23 protein-coding genes and 1 pseudogene are annotated in these 22146 nt (G+C 48.1%); 17 read left to right on the top strand and 7 right to left on the bottom strand.

From position 1 onward, the window contains the following. Positions 1–8: 8 nt before the first annotated feature. From KVT34_RS11465 to KVT34_RS11450, 4 genes are all read left to right on the top strand, one after another. Positions 9–749, top strand: coding sequence for a YheC/YheD family protein (locus tag KVT34_RS11465; RefSeq protein WP_217558748.1), 741 nt, complete (start codon positions 9–11; stop codon positions 747–749). A 357-nt stretch (positions 750–1106) separates the two neighbouring features. After that, complete coding sequence (locus tag KVT34_RS11460) at positions 1107–1862, top strand: sulfite exporter TauE/SafE family protein (RefSeq protein WP_217558747.1); 756 nt, start codon at positions 1107–1109, stop codon at positions 1860–1862. 124 nt (positions 1863–1986) lie between these two features. Continuing rightward, positions 1987–2169, top strand: a complete 183-nt coding sequence (locus tag KVT34_RS11455) for a hypothetical protein (RefSeq protein ID WP_217558746.1) — start codon at positions 1987–1989, stop codon at positions 2167–2169. A 63-nt stretch (positions 2170–2232) separates the two neighbouring features. Beyond that, positions 2233–3252 carry a DUF1835 domain-containing protein gene (locus tag KVT34_RS11450; protein ID WP_254634781.1) on the top strand — a complete coding sequence of 340 codons (1020 nt, stop codon included), beginning with the start codon at positions 2233–2235 and terminating at the stop codon, positions 3250–3252. Positions 3253–3338: 86 nt separating this feature from the next. Here KVT34_RS11450 and KVT34_RS11445 read toward each other — a convergent pair whose 3' ends face one another. From KVT34_RS11445 to KVT34_RS11430, 4 genes are all read right to left on the bottom strand, one after another. Further along, a complete protein-coding gene (locus tag KVT34_RS11445; protein ID WP_217558745.1) occupies positions 3339–3716 on the bottom strand; it encodes a hypothetical protein in 378 nt (125 codons plus the stop codon). A 248-nt stretch (positions 3717–3964) separates the two neighbouring features. Beyond that, a complete protein-coding gene (locus KVT34_RS11440; protein WP_217558744.1) occupies positions 3965–4714 on the bottom strand; it encodes a hypothetical protein in 750 nt (249 codons plus the stop codon). A gap of 199 nt (positions 4715–4913) precedes the next feature. Next, positions 4914–5894 carry a drug/metabolite exporter YedA gene (yedA, locus tag KVT34_RS11435; RefSeq protein WP_217558743.1) on the bottom strand — a complete coding sequence of 327 codons (981 nt, stop codon included), beginning with the start codon at positions 5892–5894 and terminating at the stop codon, positions 4914–4916. Positions 5895–5942: 48 nt separating this feature from the next. Beyond that, a complete protein-coding gene (locus KVT34_RS11430; protein ID WP_217558742.1) occupies positions 5943–6395 on the bottom strand; it encodes an Lrp/AsnC family transcriptional regulator in 453 nt (150 codons plus the stop codon). 333 nt (positions 6396–6728) lie between these two features. On the opposite strand from KVT34_RS11430, the gene KVT34_RS11425 reads away from it, so the two are divergent. The 6 genes from KVT34_RS11425 to KVT34_RS11400 all read left to right on the top strand — a co-directional run bounded on the left by KVT34_RS11425 (position 6729) and on the right by KVT34_RS11400 (position 11867). Continuing rightward, positions 6729–7067 carry an ArsR/SmtB family transcription factor gene (locus KVT34_RS11425; protein ID WP_217558740.1) on the top strand — a complete coding sequence of 113 codons (339 nt, stop codon included), beginning with the start codon at positions 6729–6731 and terminating at the stop codon, positions 7065–7067. A gap of 35 nt (positions 7068–7102) precedes the next feature. Beyond that, on the top strand, positions 7103–7612 hold the full coding sequence (locus KVT34_RS11420) for an SRPBCC family protein (RefSeq protein ID WP_217558738.1): 510 nt from the start codon (positions 7103–7105) through the stop codon (positions 7610–7612). A 283-nt stretch (positions 7613–7895) separates the two neighbouring features. Further along, positions 7896–9344, top strand: coding sequence for a catalase (locus tag KVT34_RS11415; protein ID WP_217558737.1), 1449 nt, complete (start codon positions 7896–7898; stop codon positions 9342–9344). 181 nt (positions 9345–9525) lie between these two features. Continuing rightward, complete coding sequence (locus KVT34_RS11410) at positions 9526–10005, top strand: cysteine hydrolase family protein (protein WP_217558736.1); 480 nt, start codon at positions 9526–9528, stop codon at positions 10003–10005. A 185-nt stretch (positions 10006–10190) separates the two neighbouring features. Then, a complete protein-coding gene (locus KVT34_RS11405) occupies positions 10191–11093 on the top strand; it encodes an SDR family oxidoreductase (RefSeq protein ID WP_217558735.1) in 903 nt (300 codons plus the stop codon). Between the two features lie 213 nt (positions 11094–11306). Continuing rightward, on the top strand, positions 11307–11867 hold the full coding sequence (locus KVT34_RS11400; RefSeq protein ID WP_217559282.1) for an NAD(P)H-dependent oxidoreductase: 561 nt from the start codon (positions 11307–11309) through the stop codon (positions 11865–11867). Positions 11868–11949: 82 nt separating this feature from the next. On the opposite strand, the gene KVT34_RS11395 is transcribed toward KVT34_RS11400, so the two are convergent. Continuing rightward, a complete protein-coding gene (locus tag KVT34_RS11395) occupies positions 11950–12306 on the bottom strand; it encodes a winged helix-turn-helix transcriptional regulator (protein ID WP_217558734.1) in 357 nt (118 codons plus the stop codon). A gap of 311 nt (positions 12307–12617) precedes the next feature. Between KVT34_RS11395 and KVT34_RS11390 the strand changes: the two genes are divergently transcribed. Beyond that, positions 12618–13442, top strand: a complete 825-nt coding sequence (locus KVT34_RS11390; RefSeq protein ID WP_217558733.1) for a MerR family transcriptional regulator — start codon at positions 12618–12620, stop codon at positions 13440–13442. A gap of 38 nt (positions 13443–13480) precedes the next feature. Beyond that, the gene (locus KVT34_RS11385) at positions 13481–14503 is read left to right on the top strand and encodes a serine hydrolase domain-containing protein (protein ID WP_217559281.1); all 1023 of its coding nucleotides are present in this window, start codon (positions 13481–13483) and stop codon (positions 14501–14503) included. 83 nt (positions 14504–14586) lie between these two features. Here the strand turns inward: KVT34_RS11385 and KVT34_RS11380 are convergent, their stop codons facing one another. Beyond that, the gene (locus KVT34_RS11380) at positions 14587–15216 is read right to left on the bottom strand and encodes a cysteine hydrolase family protein (RefSeq protein WP_217558732.1); all 630 of its coding nucleotides are present in this window, start codon (positions 15214–15216) and stop codon (positions 14587–14589) included. A 330-nt stretch (positions 15217–15546) separates the two neighbouring features. Between KVT34_RS11380 and KVT34_RS11375 the strand changes: the two genes are divergently transcribed. After that, positions 15547–15990, top strand: coding sequence for an SMI1/KNR4 family protein (locus tag KVT34_RS11375; RefSeq protein WP_217558731.1), 444 nt, complete (start codon positions 15547–15549; stop codon positions 15988–15990). A gap of 169 nt (positions 15991–16159) precedes the next feature. Here the strand turns inward: KVT34_RS11375 and KVT34_RS11370 are convergent, their stop codons facing one another. Then, on the bottom strand, positions 16160–17383 hold the full coding sequence (locus KVT34_RS11370) for a leucine-rich repeat domain-containing protein (RefSeq protein ID WP_217558730.1): 1224 nt from the start codon (positions 17381–17383) through the stop codon (positions 16160–16162). Positions 17384–17838: 455 nt separating this feature from the next. Here KVT34_RS11370 and KVT34_RS11365 point away from each other — a divergent pair, with 455 nt between their 5' ends. From KVT34_RS11365 to KVT34_RS11350, 4 genes and pseudogenes are all read left to right on the top strand, one after another. Continuing rightward, on the top strand, positions 17839–18615 hold the full coding sequence (locus KVT34_RS11365) for a class I SAM-dependent methyltransferase (protein WP_217558729.1): 777 nt from the start codon (positions 17839–17841) through the stop codon (positions 18613–18615). Positions 18616–18723: 108 nt separating this feature from the next. Continuing rightward, positions 18724–20388: a DUF6138 family protein gene (locus KVT34_RS11360; RefSeq protein WP_217558728.1), complete on the top strand. Its 1665-nt coding sequence runs from the start codon at positions 18724–18726 to the stop codon at positions 20386–20388. Positions 20389–20557: 169 nt separating this feature from the next. Further along, positions 20558–20872: pseudogene (locus KVT34_RS11355) on the top strand (ATP-binding cassette domain-containing protein); the annotation flags it as partial. A 230-nt stretch (positions 20873–21102) separates the two neighbouring features. After that, positions 21103–22128 carry a lytic polysaccharide monooxygenase gene (locus KVT34_RS11350; RefSeq protein WP_217558727.1) on the top strand — a complete coding sequence of 342 codons (1026 nt, stop codon included), beginning with the start codon at positions 21103–21105 and terminating at the stop codon, positions 22126–22128. The last annotated feature ends 18 nt before the right edge of the window (positions 22129–22146 follow it).

Genomic DNA, 22146 nt, shown 5'->3' with positions numbered 1-22146 from the left:
GGAGTCCTATGGGATCGAATACAAGAAATAAGTGGTACAAATATTTGATATTGAGAAGGCATGCATCTCTAAAACGATACGTACTCAAAACGAGGCTCCTGACCCGGTATAATTTTTCGAAACTTCTCTCCAAGTACAGGCATGTTATCGTGAAGCCGGTGTGGGGGAGCCGTGGACGGGGGGTCATTCAAGTCTCATGGAAAGGAAATCATAAGTACGCCGTACATTACGAGAATAGAAAAATTATAATTCGGGGTCGAACTAATACGTATCGTTATATTAGAAGAAAAATCGGGTATGCCAGTTACATGGTTCAACGCAGAATTACCCGTCCTACCATCAACAAACGCCCTTTTGATATGAGAGTTATCATTCAACGGAGAATGTACTCATCTGAATGGGTAGTCACAGGAAAGGTGATCAAAGTTGCAGGCAAAGGTTATATCGTTTCCAACCATACACGGAGTAAGGGGACATTGCACCGTTTTAAATCCGGCATTAGACGATCTTCCGTTCGGCACTTGTCCGCCAGTGCGTTAGAGTCCCATATTGATCGTGTTTCCATACGTTCGGCGAAAAGATTAAGCGCATATTTTCCGGGACACCGTATATATGGACTGGACGTCGGAATAAACCGGAAAGGACGTATCGGAATTATTGAAGCTAATCTTTATCCGGCCAGTTCTCATTTCCTTAAACTGAAGGATAAAACGATGTATTACCGCATTATGGATTACAAAAACGGCTAAGACAAAATGGATGATTGATTAACGATACATGTTCTTTTCTCAATTTAAAGACATGTATCGTTTTCCGATGAAGGAGAAACACGCGGCTGCAAACAGAACATTTCGTAAATTCAGCACCCTATCAGAAGCTCGATATGTATGTTTAAATCCTTCATAATAAATTTATGTATAGGATCTTGTTCGATGGCCTTAGGAACGCACATAGACCCCATGAAACGCGCTAGAAATCGTGTTTTATACCGGCGTATAGTGTGATATTATATAGACCTGTATAAAAAGGAGGGGTTCTTTGCGTTATCTACTTGTTGATGCAAATTCGTTGAACGGGCGGTCTTACTTAGGCGGCGGGAGGGAACTATGACACTCTCTCTGATCGTGCTGGTAGTTGCTGCGGTTTTTGTCGGCGCCTTCATGAAATCTATGTTCGGCTTCGGAGAGGCGATCGTGAGCATGCCTTTGCTCGCCCTGCTGCCGGTGCCTCTGCAAACGTCGGTTGCCCTGATCGGTTTGGCGGGACTGACCGTTGCTTTGTTGACCGTGTTCAGCGGTTGGCGCCATGTTGAACGTCCTGTCCTGATTCGATTGGCTGTTTCCACCGTAATCGGTATTCCTTGCGGGCTTATTATGCTTCACCTCATTCCCGCTATCGTGATTACTTCCGCACTTGGTCTTTTCTTAATCATGTTCGGCTGCTATTCCTTATTGAAGAAATTACTCTCCCGGAAAATCGGGCGGCCCTTGCTTAACAGCCGAGGATGGGTTTTGCCGTTCGGTTTTGCTTCCGGAGTTCTTGGCAGCGCTTATAATTTTAACGGCGTGCCGGTCGTTGTTTACGGGACCTTGCGGCGCTGGAATCCGGATCGCTTCCGGGGAACGCTGCAGGCTCATTTTCTTATATCCGGCTTGCTCGTTGTGACAGGACATGCGCTTGGCGGGTTATGGACGTTGGACGCATTTGTTTTGTACGGGTACTCTTTACCGGCTATTCTCGCAGCTACCGGACTTGGCGTTCTTTTGAATAAGCGAATTTCGGCTGATAAATTTGAACGGTATTTATTTATGATGATTATCCTGCTTGGATTTCTGTTAATCCTGCCAAGCGGTTCTAACTAGGCTTACTTCTCATCCTTCACGGCATCGTACAATTCAAATCGAGATACAAGCGACTAAAATCCCTGTTGTGGTAAAATAAGTAAGCGGATTATTTTTTAGTTACATAGGAAAGAGGCGATGTGGTATGAATGATGAGACCAACAAAGAGATATTAAGAGAACTGAGAATCTTAAACGAAAAGATCGATCATTTAACCGCAGCAAAAGGATTATCCACCCCTTATAAATTTTTAGCCGTTTTTATCGGGTTTGCGGTGATTGGTCCTACAGCTGCTGTGATTTTGTCGATCTTGTTAAAGTTATTCTAGATACTTGTAAAGGGAAAGAGAGGGTTGAGAGAAATGGGAGGTAGGCCGGGGATCGCCAGGGTAATGGATCGTTTGGGGAATCAAGGCACGAAGATTTATCTGGGATTTGCTTTGGAACAAATCAGGAAGCTGAAAGAGCGGGAAGCGCCGCAAGATAAAGCGGTTTCCGAACTCATTGAGCTGTATGACGAATTAATGGAATCCGCAGAAAAAAGGACGGCCTGGGATCCGGCTCCGACCTGTACCCATGTCCATTTTGTTGTAGGCGATTCTTTTGCGGGCAGCTTAAGAGTGGCTCTGAGCCAGCTCAACTGGTCGGGCACTCACAAGTTGATTACGCTGAGCGAGAACTACGCCATTGGACCGGTTCGCGGCTTGGATTTATACGAAGGATGGAAGGCAAGGTGGGACTGGTTTCAGGACCATATAACGGAAGCATGTGAAGTTTGCGATGACCCGGAAGAGGATTACACTCAGTTACTGGATAAGGTCAACAAAATTCCGGAACAGGCGAAGGTAATTGTCTGGACCAGCCGCAACGCATGCGAGCAGACGGGCATGCTGCATGCGATCCGTTTGCTAAGCGGGCGGTCCAATTCTTTAGCGCTTTATGATGCTTGCACAATCTGTGACGAGCTTGATAATCGTCCGGGTGCCGTGATCAGCTACAGGCATTCGGGAGAGATTCCGTCAGACAAACTGCAAGCGGCGCTTGTCCGAATGAAGGATAACAGCTGCCTGAGAGATGAGGATAGGACACGGTTGGAGCGGGAATGGCAAACAATTTCGAAGCAAAGCGGAACCCTTCGAATTTGGCGGGATGGAGCCGTGGCTGAGGTGCCCGATGATTATTATGACATGTACTTGCTGGACAAGCTGGACAAGCTAAGACCGGCCTCTGATCATGGTTATTTGAAAGCAGCCCGTTTGATTGGAGAAGCGATGGGCTATTGTGAGCAATTTATCGGGGACGCTTATTTTGAATACCGGGTAAGGCAGTTGATTTATAACGGTATTCTTGAGATTAAAGGCGTTCCCAGTTCGATGAGACGCTATAGCGTCAGACGTAAAAAGATCACGTAAATAAGGTGATCTTTTTTATGTACATCCTTCACAAGTGAATGTGAAGAATGTATTTTGAAATTACGGCACTTATTATGAAAGCCTATTTACATGATCGGACTAAGTGACGGAATAAAGCTTAATTCGGATTGAAGAATACGTTGATCCGTGACAAGGTTTCCAAATCCGTCGATACCGAACACAGAGACCAACGCATTGGGAGTTACAACGGAAGCCGTGTTAATTTGAACTTCATAAGCGACGTTCCCGGCAATAAAAAATTGTCTGACATTATAAGAATTTGCAGGAACCACATATGTTATCAGATAGGCCGTGTAGAATGTAGTAGAGTTTACAGAAGCGAATATCTGCAGCGTAACGGTTACCGGGTTTGTGGTATCCAAGTTTCTGACGTTTACAACAATGTTAGAAGATGCGGTACCGAAGTCTCTCGTATTAGTAATTACACCTGTAGAAAATGGCATACACATTCCTCTCCTTTCGCTAGTTCTGCTATAGGATATGAACGGCTTCTATCAATTGATTGGATGATAACCTATCAGATTAGTAAACTTCTAAATTAGACGACTATTTTCTCCATGGATGCGAGCGCTGTTTGTACATTTTATTCATCAAAAAACGACAAACCCTAATCTCGTCGGGCCTGTCGTTTTATTAAACCGTAACCTTATTAAGTTTCGGGATATTTTCCCCGAAACACCGCAGCAGCTTATTAACCATAGTATGGATCTATATTATTGGAGGTATAGGCTATTAAGCCTGCATTACTTACACGCCAGTCAGATATTTTGTTTGTCGCATGCTTAATATCTCCTTTTATTTGTCTTCGCAAAGCATCGGATATATTCAGTCCTTCTAAGCACTCCAGGAAAGATTTAAGATACACCTGCAGAGCAGCAGGTATAGAACCAATGGCGGCAGTTATGGTTGCTTGAGGCCCTACAACACTTGATGCCGTGGCCGCACTATATACAACATTAGCAGCTAATCCGGCCGCTATCAAATGACACCTTTCAATTTCTCTTTTCACGGCTTCCTCTAATGTCTCTGGATAAGTGGCTTCGGCATAGACGCGAAATCGGCTTTTTCTGGTTTGGGTGCAGGGTAATTTTATCTCTTGCTTGCATGTGCGTCCAGGATTACTCCAAGTGGGACAAGGGACCCAAGTCCATCCTGTTACACAGGTCGCAGCCTTGAATTCGGGATATTCAAACGAAAAAAGTGTTTTTTCATAACGTCCTTTCGGAGCTCCTTGCTCTTGGCCGTCGGGACATGAGTAGGGTATCTTTATACCGCCCGGTCCGTTCTTATAACAGATCTTTACGGGTGGACGAGGCTCTTCTGTATAAGAGTAAGCCTCTGGGTTCCAGCGGTATGCAGTAACCTGCTCCACAACCTCGAAAAAATCATAATTATCCGTGTTGAGGCTTTGGTTTTTTGTTTGTAAATTTTGGTTTGGCATATTGAATCCATCCTCATTATGATTATTTTGGAAGCATGATACCTTATAGTATTGTGCTATAGCCTATCCGGTTCTAGACGAAAGCCCATGGTTTTTTCACAAGGGGAGGATTGTTGTTATACATAAGAAAACAAGCCATTCTTCTAGATCGGACGAAGGGAATGGCTTGTTTTTTTGGCGCAATTGTATAAAATGCCGTTCAGTCGCGGCTGGTAACGGATGCCGACCGGCCGGGCGGTTTTCTCGTGCTTTTGCCTTTTCGGGAGAGCGTAATCACGACAACCGCGGCTATAATGAAGACAGCGGCCGTCAGCGAATTGGGGGACAGCCGTTCGCCGGCCAGGAACCACCCCAGAAATACGGCAACAACGGGATTGACAAAGGCATAAGTGGAAACCAGCACGGGTTCCGCATGTTTTAACAGCCAGATGTAGGCCGTATAACTGACAATAGAACCGAACGCGATCAAATATCCGAGGGCCGCATAAGAATGAAGGGTGATTGTACTCGGCTGTAATCCGGACCATTCCCCCAGGACAAGCGCAGTGATTAAAAGCAAAGCTCCTCCGATAATCATTTGGAGAGCGGTAGACAGCAGCGGCGATTCGGGAAGCTTGGCTTTGCGGGAATACAAAGAACCGATTGACCAGGAGACGGATGCGAGCAGGAGAGAGACGATCCCCAGCATATCCAGATTTCCGCCTGAAGACGAACCGGGATGGACGACCAGAATGACAATTCCCGCGAAACCAAGTAACAGGCCTGTCACGATACCTGCTGAAGGCTTATTTCGGCTGCGGCCCATCCAACCGAATACCAGCATCCATAAAGGAACGGTAGCGACCAGCAGAGAGGCAATGGCGGAAGGGACACGCTGTTCGGCCCAAGCCACGACCCCGTTTCCGCCGAGCAGCAGCAAGGCGCCTGTAATTCCTGCACTTTTCCATTCTTTGGCGTTGGGGCGTTTTTGCCCTGCCAATCGCGCCAGCACGTACAAGATTAACCCGGCACTCAGAAAACGAACTCCTCCCATCGTAAAAGGCGGGATCGTTTCAATCGCGACTTTCATTCCGAGGTAGGTCCCGCCCCAGAACAAATAAACCGACATCAAAGCGGCTGCAGTACCGAGAAATTTAGAAGTTCCCGCCTGAGTAAGATTTGTCCCCGCAGGCTGTTTCATCGTCTTGCTCCTTCCTGTCTAATCAAAAACACTAAGGATAGGGCGGGCTCAATTTCCTTTTCGCCCATTTTCATACACGGTAGACAAAATGAAAGTCGTGGAGGTTTCCTGAACCTCGTGAATCTTAACCATTTCATCGATCAAATTGGTAATATGCTCAGGGGCGGATACCCGCACTTTAAGCATCATGCACCATTCCCCCGCAAGCCGTTGACATTCCAGGATAGTAACATCACTGACCTGGAGAGCCACGATTTTATCCGAAATCTCTCTAAAATTTAGACACTTGATTTTGACATAAATATAAGCTTTGATTTTTTGTTCCAATCGACTCCAATCTACGATGCCGCGATACCCTTTAATAATTCCGCTTTTTTCAAGCTTCGCGACCCGCTGATGAACCGCCGGACGGGAAATGTGAAGACACTTGCTTATCTCTTCATGGGAAAGTCTCCCGTCCTCTTCAAGCAACCGGATGATTTTCATGTCGATAGAGTCCATCTATACCCTAACCTCCTCAGGTAAATTATAGCACGCATCCAGAAAACAGAAACTATTCGTAAGCTGAATAAGATAAAATCGAACGAATCGTCAGAATCGACCTTGAGTTTGGGAAAAATCGCCGATCATCGCATAAAAATACACTTCAGTCTTTACGAAACGTAACGATGTTAGAGGCGGTCATCCGGCAGGGATGAGGATGCTATAAGCGAATATAAATATTCCTTTACAGGAATATTCCTGATATGGTATATTGGTTTCAGCAAGGAAAAGAAATCCGAACAACGACTCCGGACACATCCTTACAAGACCGGCAGAGAATGGATGGTGACGATGGACGCTCGCGTCATGAGTGCTCTTGCCGAGCCCAACCGGCTGCTGATATTGGATCTGCTCCGAGACTGCCCGCTCACGGTAGGTGAAATTGCGGAGCGGCTGCAGATGCGCCAGCCTCAGGCATCGAAGCATTTGCGTGTTCTGAGCGAAGCGGGTCTTGTTAAGTCACAGGCGGATGCGAATCGGCGAATCTACAGCCTTCAGCCGGAACCTTTCCGGGAACTGGATGAATGGCTCCAAAGCTATCGCGTCATCTGGGAGGAACGATTCGACCGTCTGGACGACTATTTGCAGAAGCTGCAGGGCCGGGAAACCGGGGAAGATCGGCAAGACTGATGGAAGAGAACCCAACTATTGAGGAGGAATTTACAATGACAAATCCGATGATTTCCAAGGTGGAAGACAAAACACTGACGCTGGAGCGCGTATTCAAAGCTCCCCGCGAGCTGGTGTTCGAGGCCTTCACACAGGCCGAGCATCTGAAGCACTGGTGGGGGCCGAGAGGTTGGAGCATTCCGGTATGCAGCATGGATTTCCGTGTCGGCGGCGTTTGGCATTATTGCATGAAATGCGAGGACAAAAATCAGGGCGACTTCTACGGTATGGAATCGTGGGGCAAATCGGTATACAGCGAGATCCAGGCACCGGAGAAGATCGTGTACACGGACTATTTCTCCGACGCGGAAGGCAACATTGCGGAAACGATGCCGGCCACGGTCTGCACGCTGACGTTCATCGAAGTCGAAGGCGGCACCAAAGTCATCAGCAGAGGCGAATACGCAACGGCCGAGGGCTTGAAGCAGGTGCTGGATATGGGCATGCTGCAAGGCATCACCCAAACGTGGGATCGTCTGGGCGAGCACCTGGAATCGATTCAATAGAACAGTCGGCCGATCACGCGGCCAGTCAGTTTTAAGATCCATACTATTAAAGAAGAAGATCACTCCTCGCAAAGGAGTGATCTTTTTTTGGGTAGCTGTATATGCCATGTTACCGAAGCCTGGCCGCGCCACCTTGAGTCTCACTACAGTTTGAATCTCAAGTCTCGACAGTAAAATGATGTCACTGCATTTTCCGGATATGGCACGGGGGTATAAATGTTCCGAAGCTCCACATATACAATAAGGTAGCCGGAAAAATGGACGTGTGGGAGGGACGATGAATATGGAAGCAAATAATGGACGGTTTCAATCAGATGCGGCATCTTCGCGCAGCGGTTCTTCGCAAAAACCTGCTGCGCAGCATGTACCGAAAGAAGATCCCCCAACAGGTCGCAACCGTTCGCAATGGGCGGGGAACACACCCGAAGTGTTGCATTCACAGACGATAGGCGAAAGAGGTCCGGTGCTTGAGCAGGACAATCTTTTACACGAAACACTGGAAACCTTCGTACATACAAAAATGATCGAAAGGCCGGTGCACGTGAAAGGCTCCGGTGCCTTCGGTTACTTTCAGACCGTCCATTCCATGGCCGCCTACACCAAGCTCTGCTTTTTACAAAATCCCGGCCAGCAGATTCCCGTCACCGTTAGGTTTTCCCTTGCCGTAAGCAACAAAGGCACCCCCGACACCTCCCGAAATGTGCGCGGTTTTTCCACCAAGTTTTACACGGAACAAGGTGTTTTTGATTTGCTGTGCAATCATATCCCCGTATTTTCCGTGCGAGACGCCATTCGTTTTCCGGAGTTCGTTCAAGCCTTTTCGCCCTCGCCGGTAAATAACCTGAGCGATCCGGAACGGTTATGGGGCTTCGTTGCCAGAGCGCCCGAATCCACTCATTTCCTGGTCAGGCTCTACTCGGACGCGGGCACGGTCAAGAGCTATCGTCACATTCCGGGTCATAGTGTAAACACCTATGTATGGAGAAACGCACGGGGCGTCCGCACCTATGTAAAATACCACTGGATACCGTTTGCCGGCGTGCAGGTTATAGACCGTCGTGAAGCGGCCCGGTTGAGCGAGAATCCGGATTTTGCAGGCAAAGATTTATTTGATACCCTGGCAGCGGGCAAAAGCGTTGAATACGGGCTGCATGTACAGCTTATGAACCCGGACGACGAAGCCAATCTTCCTTTTGATCCGCTGGATGATACGAAGGTTTGGGACGAGAGGCAATATCCTTTGCGGCCGGTAGGCCGGCTGGTACTGAACCGCAACCCGGACAACTATATGGATCAGGTGGAGAAAATAGCATTCTCGCCGTCCAATCTCTTGGATGGAGCTGAGCTGTCGGACGATAAGCTGCTGCAAGGCCGGGCGAATATTTACTGGGATTCTCAGCGCCGGCGGTTAGGGGCGGATTTCCGTAAAATTCCTGTCAATCATCAACAAAATTGGTCGCCCGATTCCCTTGTGACCAGTGGTAACGGCAGATATGTGGAGGGCCGTCTCATGCGGTCCGATCTGCCCAAACCGGATAATTTTACACAGGCCGGCGAGTACTATCGCGCTCTGCCTCCTGTACAGCAAGAGCATTTGGCGGAGAACCTTTCCGCCGATCTTGCCGGCATATCCCAAGGAACGCAAAGTATCGTCTTAAGCTACCTGTACCAAGCGTCGGCGGAACTGGGAGAACGGGTTGCCCGGCACATTCAAATGCAGACAAAGGGATAATCCCCCGCAAAATTATAGGCCGCCAAAGGCGGCACGCATGGTTAGATCCGCTTAGAGCCAATCTGTTTTATGACAAGGAAGGATGTTCTTGTCTTTAGCACCGGACAAGAACATCTATCCTTCTTTGCCTCGTTTTGGTATAGTGAAGTAAAAATACCCCTGTATGCGAGGAAGTGAAGCAATGAACATTGCACTTTTAATCGTCGATATGCAAGTTGAATTCCTGCAAGACCGTCCGGTGTCAACCGCAAGCGAGTATATTAATCATACCGCTCAAATTGTTCGTTCCGGCGGACATCCGGTCATTCATATCCAGGATGTAGAAGAGGCCGGGACGATCAGCCCGGAACGTCTCGGGTTCATCCCCGAGATCCAAGTGGAGAAAGACGATCTTATCGTGAAGAAGATGTTCTCCAATGCTTTCTGGCAAACCGAATTGGAACAAATTTTGCTTGACCGACAGATTGGCTTTGTTGTAATAGCAGGCTTTGACGCCGGGAATTGCGTCTTATTTACATACAATGGAGCAATTGAACGCGGGTTCAAGGCCGCCATTTTACAGCATGGAATTTTGAGTTCCAAAGAAGATCTTGTTGCCCTTACATACCGTGACCGGCATGTGGTTTCATATCCGGTTATTGAGTTCATGGTTCAGTCATAACTAGCCTTAAAGGTAAAAAAAATAAATTCGGAAATCCGCGAACCCGCGGATTTTTTTTATTTTCGTACGAGAGTATTCCTTGAGGGGACCGTTTAAATGCTCCCGATCCTGGTTACAAAGAGAAGTGTCAGTGACTTTTTCAGCAACCCGATTGATACAGATAGAACCAGGAGGAGGACTTCACTATGCCTGAACAAGATCAATATAAAGTGCAAGATCCAACGGCTCAATATCCGAAGCCGACACCTGAATGGAAGCAACAACAGCCTGAGCCCGGTCTCCAAAAGAAAATGACCCCCGTGCCCGATGCAGGGGAGTCAAGCTACCGCGGAACCGGACGATTAACCGGACGCAAAGCAGTGGTGACAGGAGCCGACAGCGGAATCGGCCGCGCGGCGGCGATTGCCTTCGCCCGTGAAGGTGCTGACGTGCTGCTGTCCTACTTGCCGGAGGAAGAGGCGGATGCGCAGGAGGTCGTCAAACTGATCGAAGAAGCCGGACGTAAAGCCATTGCCTTTCCCGGCGATCTGAAGGACGAGCAATACTGCGAGAACCTGATTGCGACCGCGGTAGACAAGCTGGGCGGAATCGATATTCTTGCCAATGTGGCCGGCAAACAGCAGTTCGTGGAGAACATTGCGGATCTGACGACCGAACAATTCGATGCCACTTTTAAGACCAATGTGTATTCTCTCTTCTGGCTTTGCAAAGCTGCGATCAGACATATGAAGCCGGGCGGCTCCATTATTAACACGTCCTCCATTCAAGCGTATAAACCGTCTCCGATTCTTTTGGATTATGCGACAACGAAATCGGCGATTAATACGTTCAGCAAAGCCCTCGCACAGCAGGTGGCGAGCAAGGGCATCCGGGTAAATGTGGTGGCGCCGGGCCCCGTATGGACCCCCCTGCAAGTGGCGGGAGGACAACCGACAGAGAAGCTGGCTGCATTCGGTACGAACACGCCGCTTGGCCGTCCGGGACAGCCTGCCGAGATGGCTCCGGCCTTTGTCTTCTTGGCCAGTCAGGAATCCAGCTATATCAGCGGAGAAACCCTTAACGCTAACGGCGGCACGCCAACGCCTTAACCTAAGCGGAAGTCATGTTCAAACCGTTAACAAAAAACCTTACCCCTCTTAATAAAGACGGGTAAGGTTTTTTGGTTTAACAACGGGAACGGACGCTATAGAACACGGCGCACTCACCTTTTTGTAAGTACCTGTACTAAAAGTGCGTACTTACATAGATGAGGTTTGGATTTTATACTCAAGAAGTACAACCACCGTTAGGAGGAAAACACTCTGAAAACTCTTGTTATCGTTACACACCCGAGCCTGGAAACGTCCGTCATCAATAAACGATGGGTAGAAGAACTCGAAAAATACCCGGAAAAATATACGGTACACGACTTGCATAAGGTTTATCCCGACGGAAACATAGACGCGAAGAGAGAACAGCAGCTGATTGAATCGCACGGCAGCCTTGTCCTGCAATTTCCTGTGTATTGGTTTAATTGTCCGCCACTCCTTAAGAAATGGCTCGACGATGTTCTTGCTTATGGCTGGGCCTATGGTTCTAACGGCGACAAATTAAAGAATCGCAAAGCGGCTTTAGCGGTTTCTGCCGGGATTAAAGAGGAGGACTATAGGGAAGAGGGGAGATACCGCTATACGCTGGAACATTTACTATCCCCTTTTGAAACCACCTTCCTCTACTGCCATGCGGACTATCGTTCGTTCTTTGCGTATTACGGTACAGAAACCGAGCCTGGTGAAAACGTACCCGGTGCGGAAAATGAACCGCCCACAAACGATTTGGATAAAAGCGCACAAGATTATGTGAGTTTTATTGATCATCTGTAATAGACAATGACATGTAACGATAAAAAAGAAGTATTTCCTTGTTCGGGAGATACTTCTTTTCTTTCAAACCAATAGCTGATGCCTACCGCTGTACAGCCTGGGGAGCGGGCAAATTACTTTCGCCCCACGCGCACATCATGTTCAGCAGCGGAAGGAGAGAAAGGCCGCGTTCCGATAAGGAATACTCGACTTTCGGAGGAACTTGGGGGAATTCCTTGCGCAGGATAAGCCCGTCCGCTTCCATTTCTTTTAACATGACGCTTAGAGTTTTAAAAGAAATGCTTCCGATACTTCGCTTGAGCTCATTATGCCGCATCACCTTGTTCTCAGCCAGCCAATACAGAATAATCATTTTATATTTACCGCTTATTAAAGACAACGTATAGCCAAAACCGGTGTCTTTTAGTGCCACGCCGGAGGGAACACAGGTTTCACGCACAACTTACACTCTCCTTCGGATGAGTATAGGACATAAATGGATATACGGTATAATAGATCATTATGCAATCTTTTGGTAAACATGTAAAGATCGAAGGCTGCAGGCTGAGCCTGACGGCCTAGAAGCTGAACGCCGGCCTTGCGACTTCGGCATTGCTGCCGTATTCGGGGATCAAGAGGCGGCATGAACAGCCAATGCCGAATCGTTTTGCGGTTGACTTTGCCCCTAGGGGAAGCTGTACATTGAAGGTGAACAAAGCAAGGAAAGTTACCCTATGTGACATAAAAAAACAGGATAAAGGAGGTGACCTCTTGCTGTCGATTGGGGAGTTTTCGAAAATTTGCGAAGTGTCTACAAAAACACTCCGATATTATGATGAGATCGGTTTAATCCATCCGGATGAGATTAACCCTGAGAACGGGTATCGGTATTACTCCATCCGGCAGCTTAAAAAAATGCTTTTGATCAACCGGTTGAAATCTTATCATTTTTCTCTGGATGAAATCAAAGCCATGCTGGAATTGGAAGGAGATCAATCGGAAGAAAAGCTTTGTTCCGCACTTACTCGCAAGCGAAAGGAAATGCAGGATAAGCTGACCGCTTTTGAATACACCTTAAACCAGATAAGCACGGATATTCTAAACGTGCGGAAGGGCATACCCATTCTGTCCCACCTTGACCGGATAGAAGTGGAGCTGGTTGAAACAGAGCCCGTGAATATCTTGTATACGCGTCAAATGATGAGCCGGGATGACTTAGTTCGGGGATATGAGAATTATTTTGGCAAACTGTATGAAAAAATCGCGGTTGAAAAACTCACTCTGCTTGGCAAGCCCATGACTATTTATCACAGCTCCGAATACAATCCTGCCGGAAATGATACGGAGTTTGCCATCCCTGTAGGAGAGTTCGTAAAGGGAACACGGGATTTGCCCGGAGGGCTTTGCGCGAAATCCGTTCTTCAGGGTGCCTATTCAGAATTGACCCCGGTTTACGCCAGACTGATGGAATGGATCGAGAATGAAGGATACAAAGTGATAAGATCGCCTTACGAAGTGTATATAACCGATCCTTCTCAAGCCGAAGATTCCGGCGATATTGTGACCGAGGTTTATTTTCCCGTAAAGAAAAAATAGCCGAAAGACCTGACATTATCCTTGGGGAGGCATTTATGATGATAACAACTTACTGGCCGACTGCAGAATGGCAAGCCGCAGACCCGGCGCTCTTAAGAATGGACGCTGAAAAGCTTGCAGAGCTTGAACCTGTCATCCAATCCGAGTACGGCAACATAAACGGTGTGGTTATAGTGAGGAACGGAGCTATCGCTCACGAGAGTTATTACAACGGCTGCGGACCTGACAATACGCATCACGTGGCATCCGTAACGAAAAGTATCCTGTCCGCCCTCATTGGCATTGCCATAGATGCAGGTTTCATTAAACATGTGGACCAGAAGGTTCTGGATTTCTTCCCTGACTATGCTCCCGATGCCGCCGATAGCCGGAAACGGGAAATCACCTTGCGCCATCTTCTCACCATGATGGCACCGTATTCATTCGCGGATTGGCACGAACCGCTGGACAAGATGTGCATGCAGCCCGACTGGGTCAAGTATACGCTGGATATGCTGGGGCAAGAAGGGGAAATCGGAACGTTTAAGTATTCCACCGCAGGGGCGCACCTGCTGTCGGCCATCATTACCCGCAGTACGGGAAAAAGTGCCCGTGAGTTCGCCAACGAACGGTTATTTAACCTTATCGGCATGAAAGAAATTCCCGATTATGAAATGAAATCGTTCGGATTTGAGGACTTGTTCGGGGAGAAGGTAAGAGGATGGGTACAAGACCCGAACCGGAATTCCACTGGAGGATGGGGACTTACGCTATCTCCTCGTGACATGGCGCGTTTCGGTCTTCTATATTTGAACGGTGGCGTATGGAATCATCGTCAGATTATTTCCAAGGCATGGGTGAACGAATCCACGGCAATGAACGGCAATAATTACGGTTATTTATGGTGGCTGCGCGAAGAGGACGGGGTCTATGCTTACTCGGCACTAGGGGACGGGGGAAATGTCATTTGCTGCATCCCGGAAAAAGACCTGGTCATCGCAATTGCATCCGAATTCGTCGCTCATCCCCGGGACAGGTGGACACTGATTAAGGATTATATCATCCCGGCTGTGTTAGACTAAATTGATCACTTGGAAGAAATTAGGTAAAATTATGGAGAAGGGGGGTCCCATCTCAACTATAGGAAATTACCATTGGGGATGATTTATAATTTTGAAATAGCCTCCTGTGTCGTCCAAGTAGCACTGGCAAATGCTTTATAATTGGTAACGGCAGCTTGAAAATCCTCTTCACTAATTGTTGCGGTGGCATCGTATACAACAGCTGTTTCAAAACCAGTTTCGATTAGATGCCTCATATGGGACTCTACACAAATGTTGGAAAGCACCCCTGCAATAATTATCTTCTCTTTTCTATGTTGTCGCAACTGATATTCCAAGTCATTTGTTTGTGGGCTGGCAACCTTGTGAGGAGTTGCAATGACGGTTCTTCTATCAAAAATATAAGGTTTGAAAGAATGAACAAAATCAGCTCCAAATGACGGTGGTGTGTACGCATTTGCCACTTGATACATTCTAAGACCTAATAGCATATTTTGTTCATTTCCTGTAAATTGCCAGCCATAATCATGAGGGTATAAATAATGGGGCGATATGAAAAGTTGGTATCCCTTATTCATGGCAGTTCTCATTAATAGTTCAAGGTTTTGTAAGGTATTGTTTCGTTCAATCGTTCCTTTAGTCAGATGATAGCCTCTTCCCCCAGGACTCATAAAATCATTTTGTGGGTCTGTGATTACAATAGCAGTATGATTGGGATGTGGTTTAAACGGCAAATTACTTACCTCCCTCGCAGCATAAGCTTGCGGAAATGTTTGCAACCTGTTCAGGGAAGATAGTGAAGTTGTTTTCTAAAAAAGTTCAGCATTGACACGACAGTCGCACCGAACAAGTACATAGTCATTAAAAACTCTATAGGCATCTATATGTATTTGTAGTTTGTTTGGTTACCTTTGTTATAGAAATTAGTGTGCAACTTTGACGAATTGTTTCCAGAAGGTATGCTAACGGGAAACATTAGTTATCCTTATCTGAATCGTCCAACGAAAGCAGTTCAATTTATGTCCTATTTGATCGTATAAGATGTAGGGTGGGAGGATTTCCTCATGAAGGATGCGTTACTAGAGAGATTAAAGGCTTTCCTTCAACGGAAAGATAATAGCACACTGGTAGGCAGTCCGGCGAGCCAGGAGGAAATTGCTCATGCAGAGCAGCAGCTGAATGTAAGCTTTCATGAGGACTACTCGCATTTTATCCGGACGTTTGGGGGAGCGTACGCAGGTCTTGCGGTTCATGCATTCTCAAATGGCTCCAGTCTCGGAAATGAAACGGTTGTCGATTTGACGCTGGAGTTCCGGGAGCAATTCAAGGAGCTTCCCATTGCAGAGGTTTTGCGAACCGGCTATGTCATCTCCATGGATGGTTCCGGTAATCCGATTCTAATCAATCAGTCGGGACAGGTTGTTATCTGTGATCACGATACCGGGGAGACGGAGTTGATAGCGGATTCATTCGAGGCGCTGATCGAGGAACAATTTTGTGAATGGTGAGTTTCCAAAGGACTGACAAAATCAGCGGCTAAGACGAAAAAAGCACTTTGGCACGAGCCTGCTGCAATTTCAAGATTTCGCAAGCTCCGCTTAAGTGCTTTTTTATGATTTTAAAATGTCGGGGACCCAAGAACATCAACTCAACTTCGGTAAAGGCTTGGCAGATTCACTAATAGGTTTCATACACGAGTTGACTGCTCAGTTCATGTTTGCGGTTAAAAACGGCGTAAATGTACAGGTGTCCGGCCGGTGACTCGCCTGCATCGTATCCTATCCGAATGGTGGCGTCTTTTCCGAATTCGAGCTCGGACAGGACCAGTTCGGTAACGTCTTCGTCAGGATGTGTGCGGGCGATCAGGTCTGCTGCCTGCTCATGAAGCTGATCCAGTCGTTCCCAGGTCTTCTTGATTAACGGTGACAGACGTTTCATATCCGCCTTGGCGGGTACCTCCGCTCTAACGGATAGTTCCTTGTCTTTATAGCGAAGTGCGGTTTGATAGGAACATAACGAGCGGTCGTATCGAAAAGTTCCCATTCCTTTGACCGTATGATCCGGCTCGACGATCAGATTATCGGCATAATCCAGCCGCTTCAGCATCGGATTACAGCTGATATTGAGTTCGGTGAGTTTATTTTCCGAGCAGTAAAGCTCGTTCAAAAGCGGATTGTGATTGAGATCCAAGCTTGTAAGATGATTCTGGAAGCATCTTAAACTTTCTAAAACCGGGCACTGAGATACGTCCAACTGCTTCAAATGATTGCTGTTGCAGCGTATTTCAACGAGGCCGGCGCCATCTTGTATAATCAATTCGATTAAATAGTTGCTTCCGCAATCCAGGTGTACGAGGGATGCATTCCGCTTCAGTTCCAAATTGAATAGGGAATTATAGGAGCAGTTAAGTTTCTGCAAATGGTGGTTATGTTCCACATGCAAGTCTGAAATCATATTCCAGGAGCAGATCAACTTAGTGATCAGGGGATTGTGGCTGACATCCAAGTTCCTAAGCCGGTTAAAACTGCAATCCACCGCTTCCAACTGCACATTGGCCGACAAATCCAGGGAATAAATCACGTTGTTGTCGCAGGCCAGCTCCTTCAGTTTCAAGTTATGGCTCGTATCCAGCAGATGAAGGTTATTTTTCTTGCAATCGAGTCGTATGAGGTGCGCATTTTTGCTGATGTCAAGTTCCGTCAGGTGATTAAACGAGCAATCAAGCTCTTCAAGAGAAGAGAAATGTTCAAGCCCTTTCAGACTAGTAAATTGCAGATTCGCAAGCTGGAGGGAAACGATCCCTTCCACATCGCTTGTTTGAATCCGCCCGGGATTCTCGCAAAAACGGTCAAGAACAAAAGTTTTAAAACGTTCATCCACGAAATCTTGGGTAATATCCATGACAAATCTCCCCGCGATATGGTTTTCCGTTCATTCGGCAAAAAGCCTGTTTATACGACAAACTTTAACAGCTTAAAAGTAATCTATTTCCAAAGTTATTGCAAGTCTGGGTCCTTCTATTGAAATTGAAATTGATATTCGCCGGAGCGCCTTCCGTACAGTGCTTCGGAGTATTCTTGACACAGCTGCGGAGTCGTAGTTATTATAGATACGTAAAATCTATGGAACTGAAGTATCCGAAAACGGCGAACGATCCCCTCCATACGAAACTGGAGAAAGCGGATTGTTCAGGTTTGACCAATTGTAGACATAAAATATCTTTGAAGTCCGATATTGAGTTGTTACCGCTGCAATGGGCGGAACTGCCGCCGCCTCCGGCAGCAAAGCAGTGCCGGCTTCTGTTGCGGGCCCGGCGGAAGAGAATTTCCAGTCATACAAAAAAGGAGACAAAACTTATGAGCAGCGAACTTACTAACAACCATTGGAACCCGAAAGCGTATAAGGAACATCCGGATTTTGGCGTCAAACCGGGAGTGGAGGCCTTGTCCCTGCTGCTGCCGCGAACCGGAGAGAGAATCCTGGACGTAGGATGCGGGAACGGTGACCTGACGGCGGAGATCGCGGCCACGGGAGCGGTACCTACGGGTATCGATCTGTCGGAAGAGATGGTGAGAAAGGCCCGGCATAAGTACCCTGAATTGAATTTTCAGGTGGAAGACGTTTGTCAGTATCGGACAGAGGTACGATTTGACGCTGCGTTCTCCAATGCGGCTGTGCATTGGGTCAAGGATGCTCCCGCTGTCGCCCGTACCATCTGGCTGGCTCTACGGGAGGGAGGCCGATTCGTTGCCGAATTCGCCGGACGAGGGAATGTTGCCGCACTGACCACCGCCATGGAGCAGGAGCTGGAGGCTCGCGGTTATGCGTGGGCGGGGCGAAGCCCTTGGTATTTTCCCACGATTGGCGAATACGCCAGCCTGCTGGAGCAGACCGGCTTTCGCGTTATGCTGGCTCAGCACTTCGACAAACCCACTCCGCTCAAGGGAGATTTGGGAGTCAGGAACTGGCTGGACAGTTTCTCCGATTATTTCTTCCGGGACGTCACCTCGACTGACAAAGCGTCTATCTACCGCGCTATCGAGGCAAAGGTTAAACCGCACCTCCTCCGGGAAGGTCAATGGATGATGGACACAAGCCGGTTACGCATCGTCGCCGTCAAGGAAACCCCTTGATTGAATCATCTTAAAACCTGATATCAGGTGTTTTCATATGGTAAGATAAGTAATATCCTTAATTGGAAAGAATTTTACGGTTGCCATATAAAGGAGCATCAGATGGACATGGATCTTACTCTAGAAACGACTCTGGACGAAATGAAACGGCAAATCGATAAGTGGGCGGCCTATATTAGCGATAAGGACGCGGACCAAATCGTGAAGCGCACTTCGCTTCAGATAGGCATTCACGATTACGCTCTGCTGGAATACGCCAATGGTAGGACGAACGTGTCGGACAACAATCTTGACTTTACAGTGCCGGGAGCTGCGGCCAGACGAGACGCTTACGCGGAAACCCTGACAGAGGAACAAGTGCGGGAGCGGATCGTTCCTGAACTTGCCGCTTATATCGGGCAAACATTGGACGTTCTGACACCTGCTTTAATCGATTATCATTTTACTTTCGCAGGAAAATTCCGGACAAGGGAAGGCGAGGTCAGCGTTCGTATTTACGAATATGTTGACGAGACGAAGAAGAACCAATTGCTGGAACGAATCTCTTCCTATATTGCGAAAAAGCTCGAAGAGGGTAAATATCCGACCAAACCTTTGGAGACGTTTTTCCTCTCCAGGCATCTGTTGGACGAGAGGCTGTTTCCGGACGTGGATGCCGGGCGGATCATTTCTCTTTTCGAGAAGATTCAACAAGTGAACAAAGGCAACAAACATCTTGCGGAGCATCGGAATAGTCTGGTAGTCGCTTTGCGGAATTGGGCGGAGGAGCAATGGCTGCCTCGCTATTTTGATCAGGTAGGAACAGAGTTCCAGAAACAATTTAAGAAAAAAAGCGATGCCCGACTGGAAAATACCGAGGAGGGTCCGATCGAACTTATTCTATATACCGCAATTTTGATTCTGAAATACGAACCCTCCTACAGCAGAAGCACGGGACTGGATATGTTGAATTGCGCGATCGAGCTGGGAAGTGCCCGGGCAAAACGTCTGACCGTGGAAGGCAGCGGCACGTTCGCCAAGGAAGACGTCCGCTCTCGCGACGAACTGGTGGAATGCACAGCCAACGATGTGTTTGCCGAGGTTATCCTAGTTATTAAGCAGGAAACTGAGGAGAGCTACGGGCGAGCGCTCCGGTTTCTGACTCGCTTGCTAAGCCTAGGCTTTTCCAAAAGCTATCAAATCAAGCTGAAATCCGGCGTCAAACAATGGCTGCCTGTCAAAGGGCTGGCCAAGTCGGGCACACACCGCTTTTTCGCCCAAGCCTTGGAATACCCGAATTTGCATCCCTTGCTGGAGGAATACGCACGAGCGGCGATGGAACCGTTCGAATGGTATGCGGATACGGAAGGGGAGAAGAACTGCATGCCGGGCAGTTATGCGGTCTTCGGCCTCGGATTGGCGGATCGTGCCTATTTTCCGTTAGTGGAAGAATACATGGGGAAAGTTGATGAAGAGCACCAGTCCGTTCAGAACCACTTCACGGTCGCTTTGGCCGAGCGGCATGGCGTTAACTCGGAAACGATTCCTACGCTGGTGAAATGCATTTTGCACAGCACGGATTCGATGAAGCTGAAGATCAAAGGAGATATGGAAGACGACTCGAACCTTAGGATGCTGCTTGAACAGCTTCGAGACCTTCAGTACTATGAGGTGGAGCACATCCATTATTTGATCTGGGGCGGAACGGACAAGCTGAAGAAAATGGCCGCCAAGGCGGAAGGGGATCGTGGGCAATGGCTTTCCGAGCTGTTGCAGCTCTCGAGCCGCCGGTAACGATAGCATTTCCCGCACGTTTAAAAAGTCGCCAAATGGGCGGCTTTTTTTGATTTCACGCTAGAATTTAATCTTCCAAAAGATAAAGCATAAAATGAACTTCTTGACAATGATAATGATTATAAAAAAGAAAGAGGGTTTGCACACAATGATACGCAGCCGGATTACGCGCTTCGGACGCAGCAACGCCACGATGAAAGAGATCGAGGAAGCGGCGCGCCAGGCTTGCTGTCACGATTTCATCATGAAGCTTCCGAACGTTTACGACACCCTTGTCGGAGAAGGAGGAAGTACGCTCTACGGAGGTGAGAAACAGCTGGTTTCCATTGCCAGAGCACTTCTCAAAGATGCGCCCATCGTCGTGCTGGATAACGGGAGCATCGTCGAACAGGGCAGCCATTCCAATCTTCTGGCGGCGAAAGGGCTGTACGCCCGGTTGAGGGATATCCAGCAGCAGGCGGATACTTGGAAAATGATTGAATAAAACCGTATATCCTCGCAGAAAAGGAGACATTCCGTTACAGGAAATCCTTTTTTTGTTAGAAAATTATTGTGATCTGCTCCGATCCGACTTATAATATGGAAGATATGAATACGAAATGTATGTTTCTACCAAAGGCCGCTGCTAGACTTTTAAGGGAGGTGATGTCGTTTAAACTAACGAAATGTAAGCGCTTTTGGCGCTAAAAACCCAAATCTGAGGAGGAATGAATGATGAATTTGGCTTTACCGAACCAAACCTTGCTGCAAAAACTGATTGCCGCAGGCGGAATGCTGCTGATGCTCGCCTTACTGACGGTCTTGTTTCCCGAAAACGGCTCGGCCCACGGGTATTTGGATGTTCCCGCCAGCCGTGCGCTTTTATGCAAAAACAACGTGAACAAGGATTGCGGAGGAGCCTCCTACGAGCCGCAAAGCGCCGAAGCGGGCAAAGGCTTTCCTAACGGAGGCCCCGCCGACGGTCACATCGCGAGTGCCGGTAACACCTTCCCCAAACTTGACGAGCAAACCTCGACACGTTGGAGCAAGATTCCTATGACGTCGGGCCCGCAGGCGTTCAAATGGCAGTTGAACGCCGCACACGCTACAACGACTTTTAAGTATTTCATCACCAAGCCGGGCTGGAATCCGAACGCCCCTCTGACGAGAGCTTCCTTTGACTTGACGCCTTTCTGTCAGGTGGATCTGAACGGTGCAAGCCCCAGTAACTATTACACTACGAATTGTAACGTTCCCGAAAGAACCGGCTATCATGTCATCCTGGCTATCTGGGAAGTCTCCGGAGCGCCTACCGCTTACGTCAATGTGACGGATGCAGATTTCGGCGGAGGCAGCGCACTTCCCGCTCCGGCGAATCTGGCTTCCACAGCCGTAACGGACAACAGCGTTTCCTTGAGCTGGGCCTCGGTAGCGGGAGCGGCTAGCTATCAAGTATACCGCGATAACGTTGCGGTAGGCACGACAACTTCGACCTCCTACACGAACACAGGTCTGTCGAGCGGCACTTCCTACAGCTTTACCGTAAGCGCAATCGACTCTTCGGGCAAGGCATCCCCATCTTCTTCCGTAGTGACGGTCAAAACGACGGGCGGCAGCACAACCACATATCCGGCCTGGAGTGCGACTACGGTTTATGTAGGCGGTAACAAGGTGTCCTACAACGGTGTCAACTATGAGGCCAAATGGTGGACCCAAGGCGAAACGCCGACCGGTACCAACGTATGGAAGGTCATTCCTTAACGTTAGCGCGCAGCAAGC

This window comes from Paenibacillus sp. GbtcB18 (assembly GCF_019091125.1).
In the GTDB taxonomy this organism is placed as follows: Bacteria; Bacillota; Bacilli; order Paenibacillales; family NBRC-103111; genus Paenibacillus_F; species Paenibacillus_F chitinolyticus.
The sequence above is the reverse complement of the archived record's forward strand: the minus strand, read 5'-3'. Positions and strand labels throughout refer to the sequence as shown.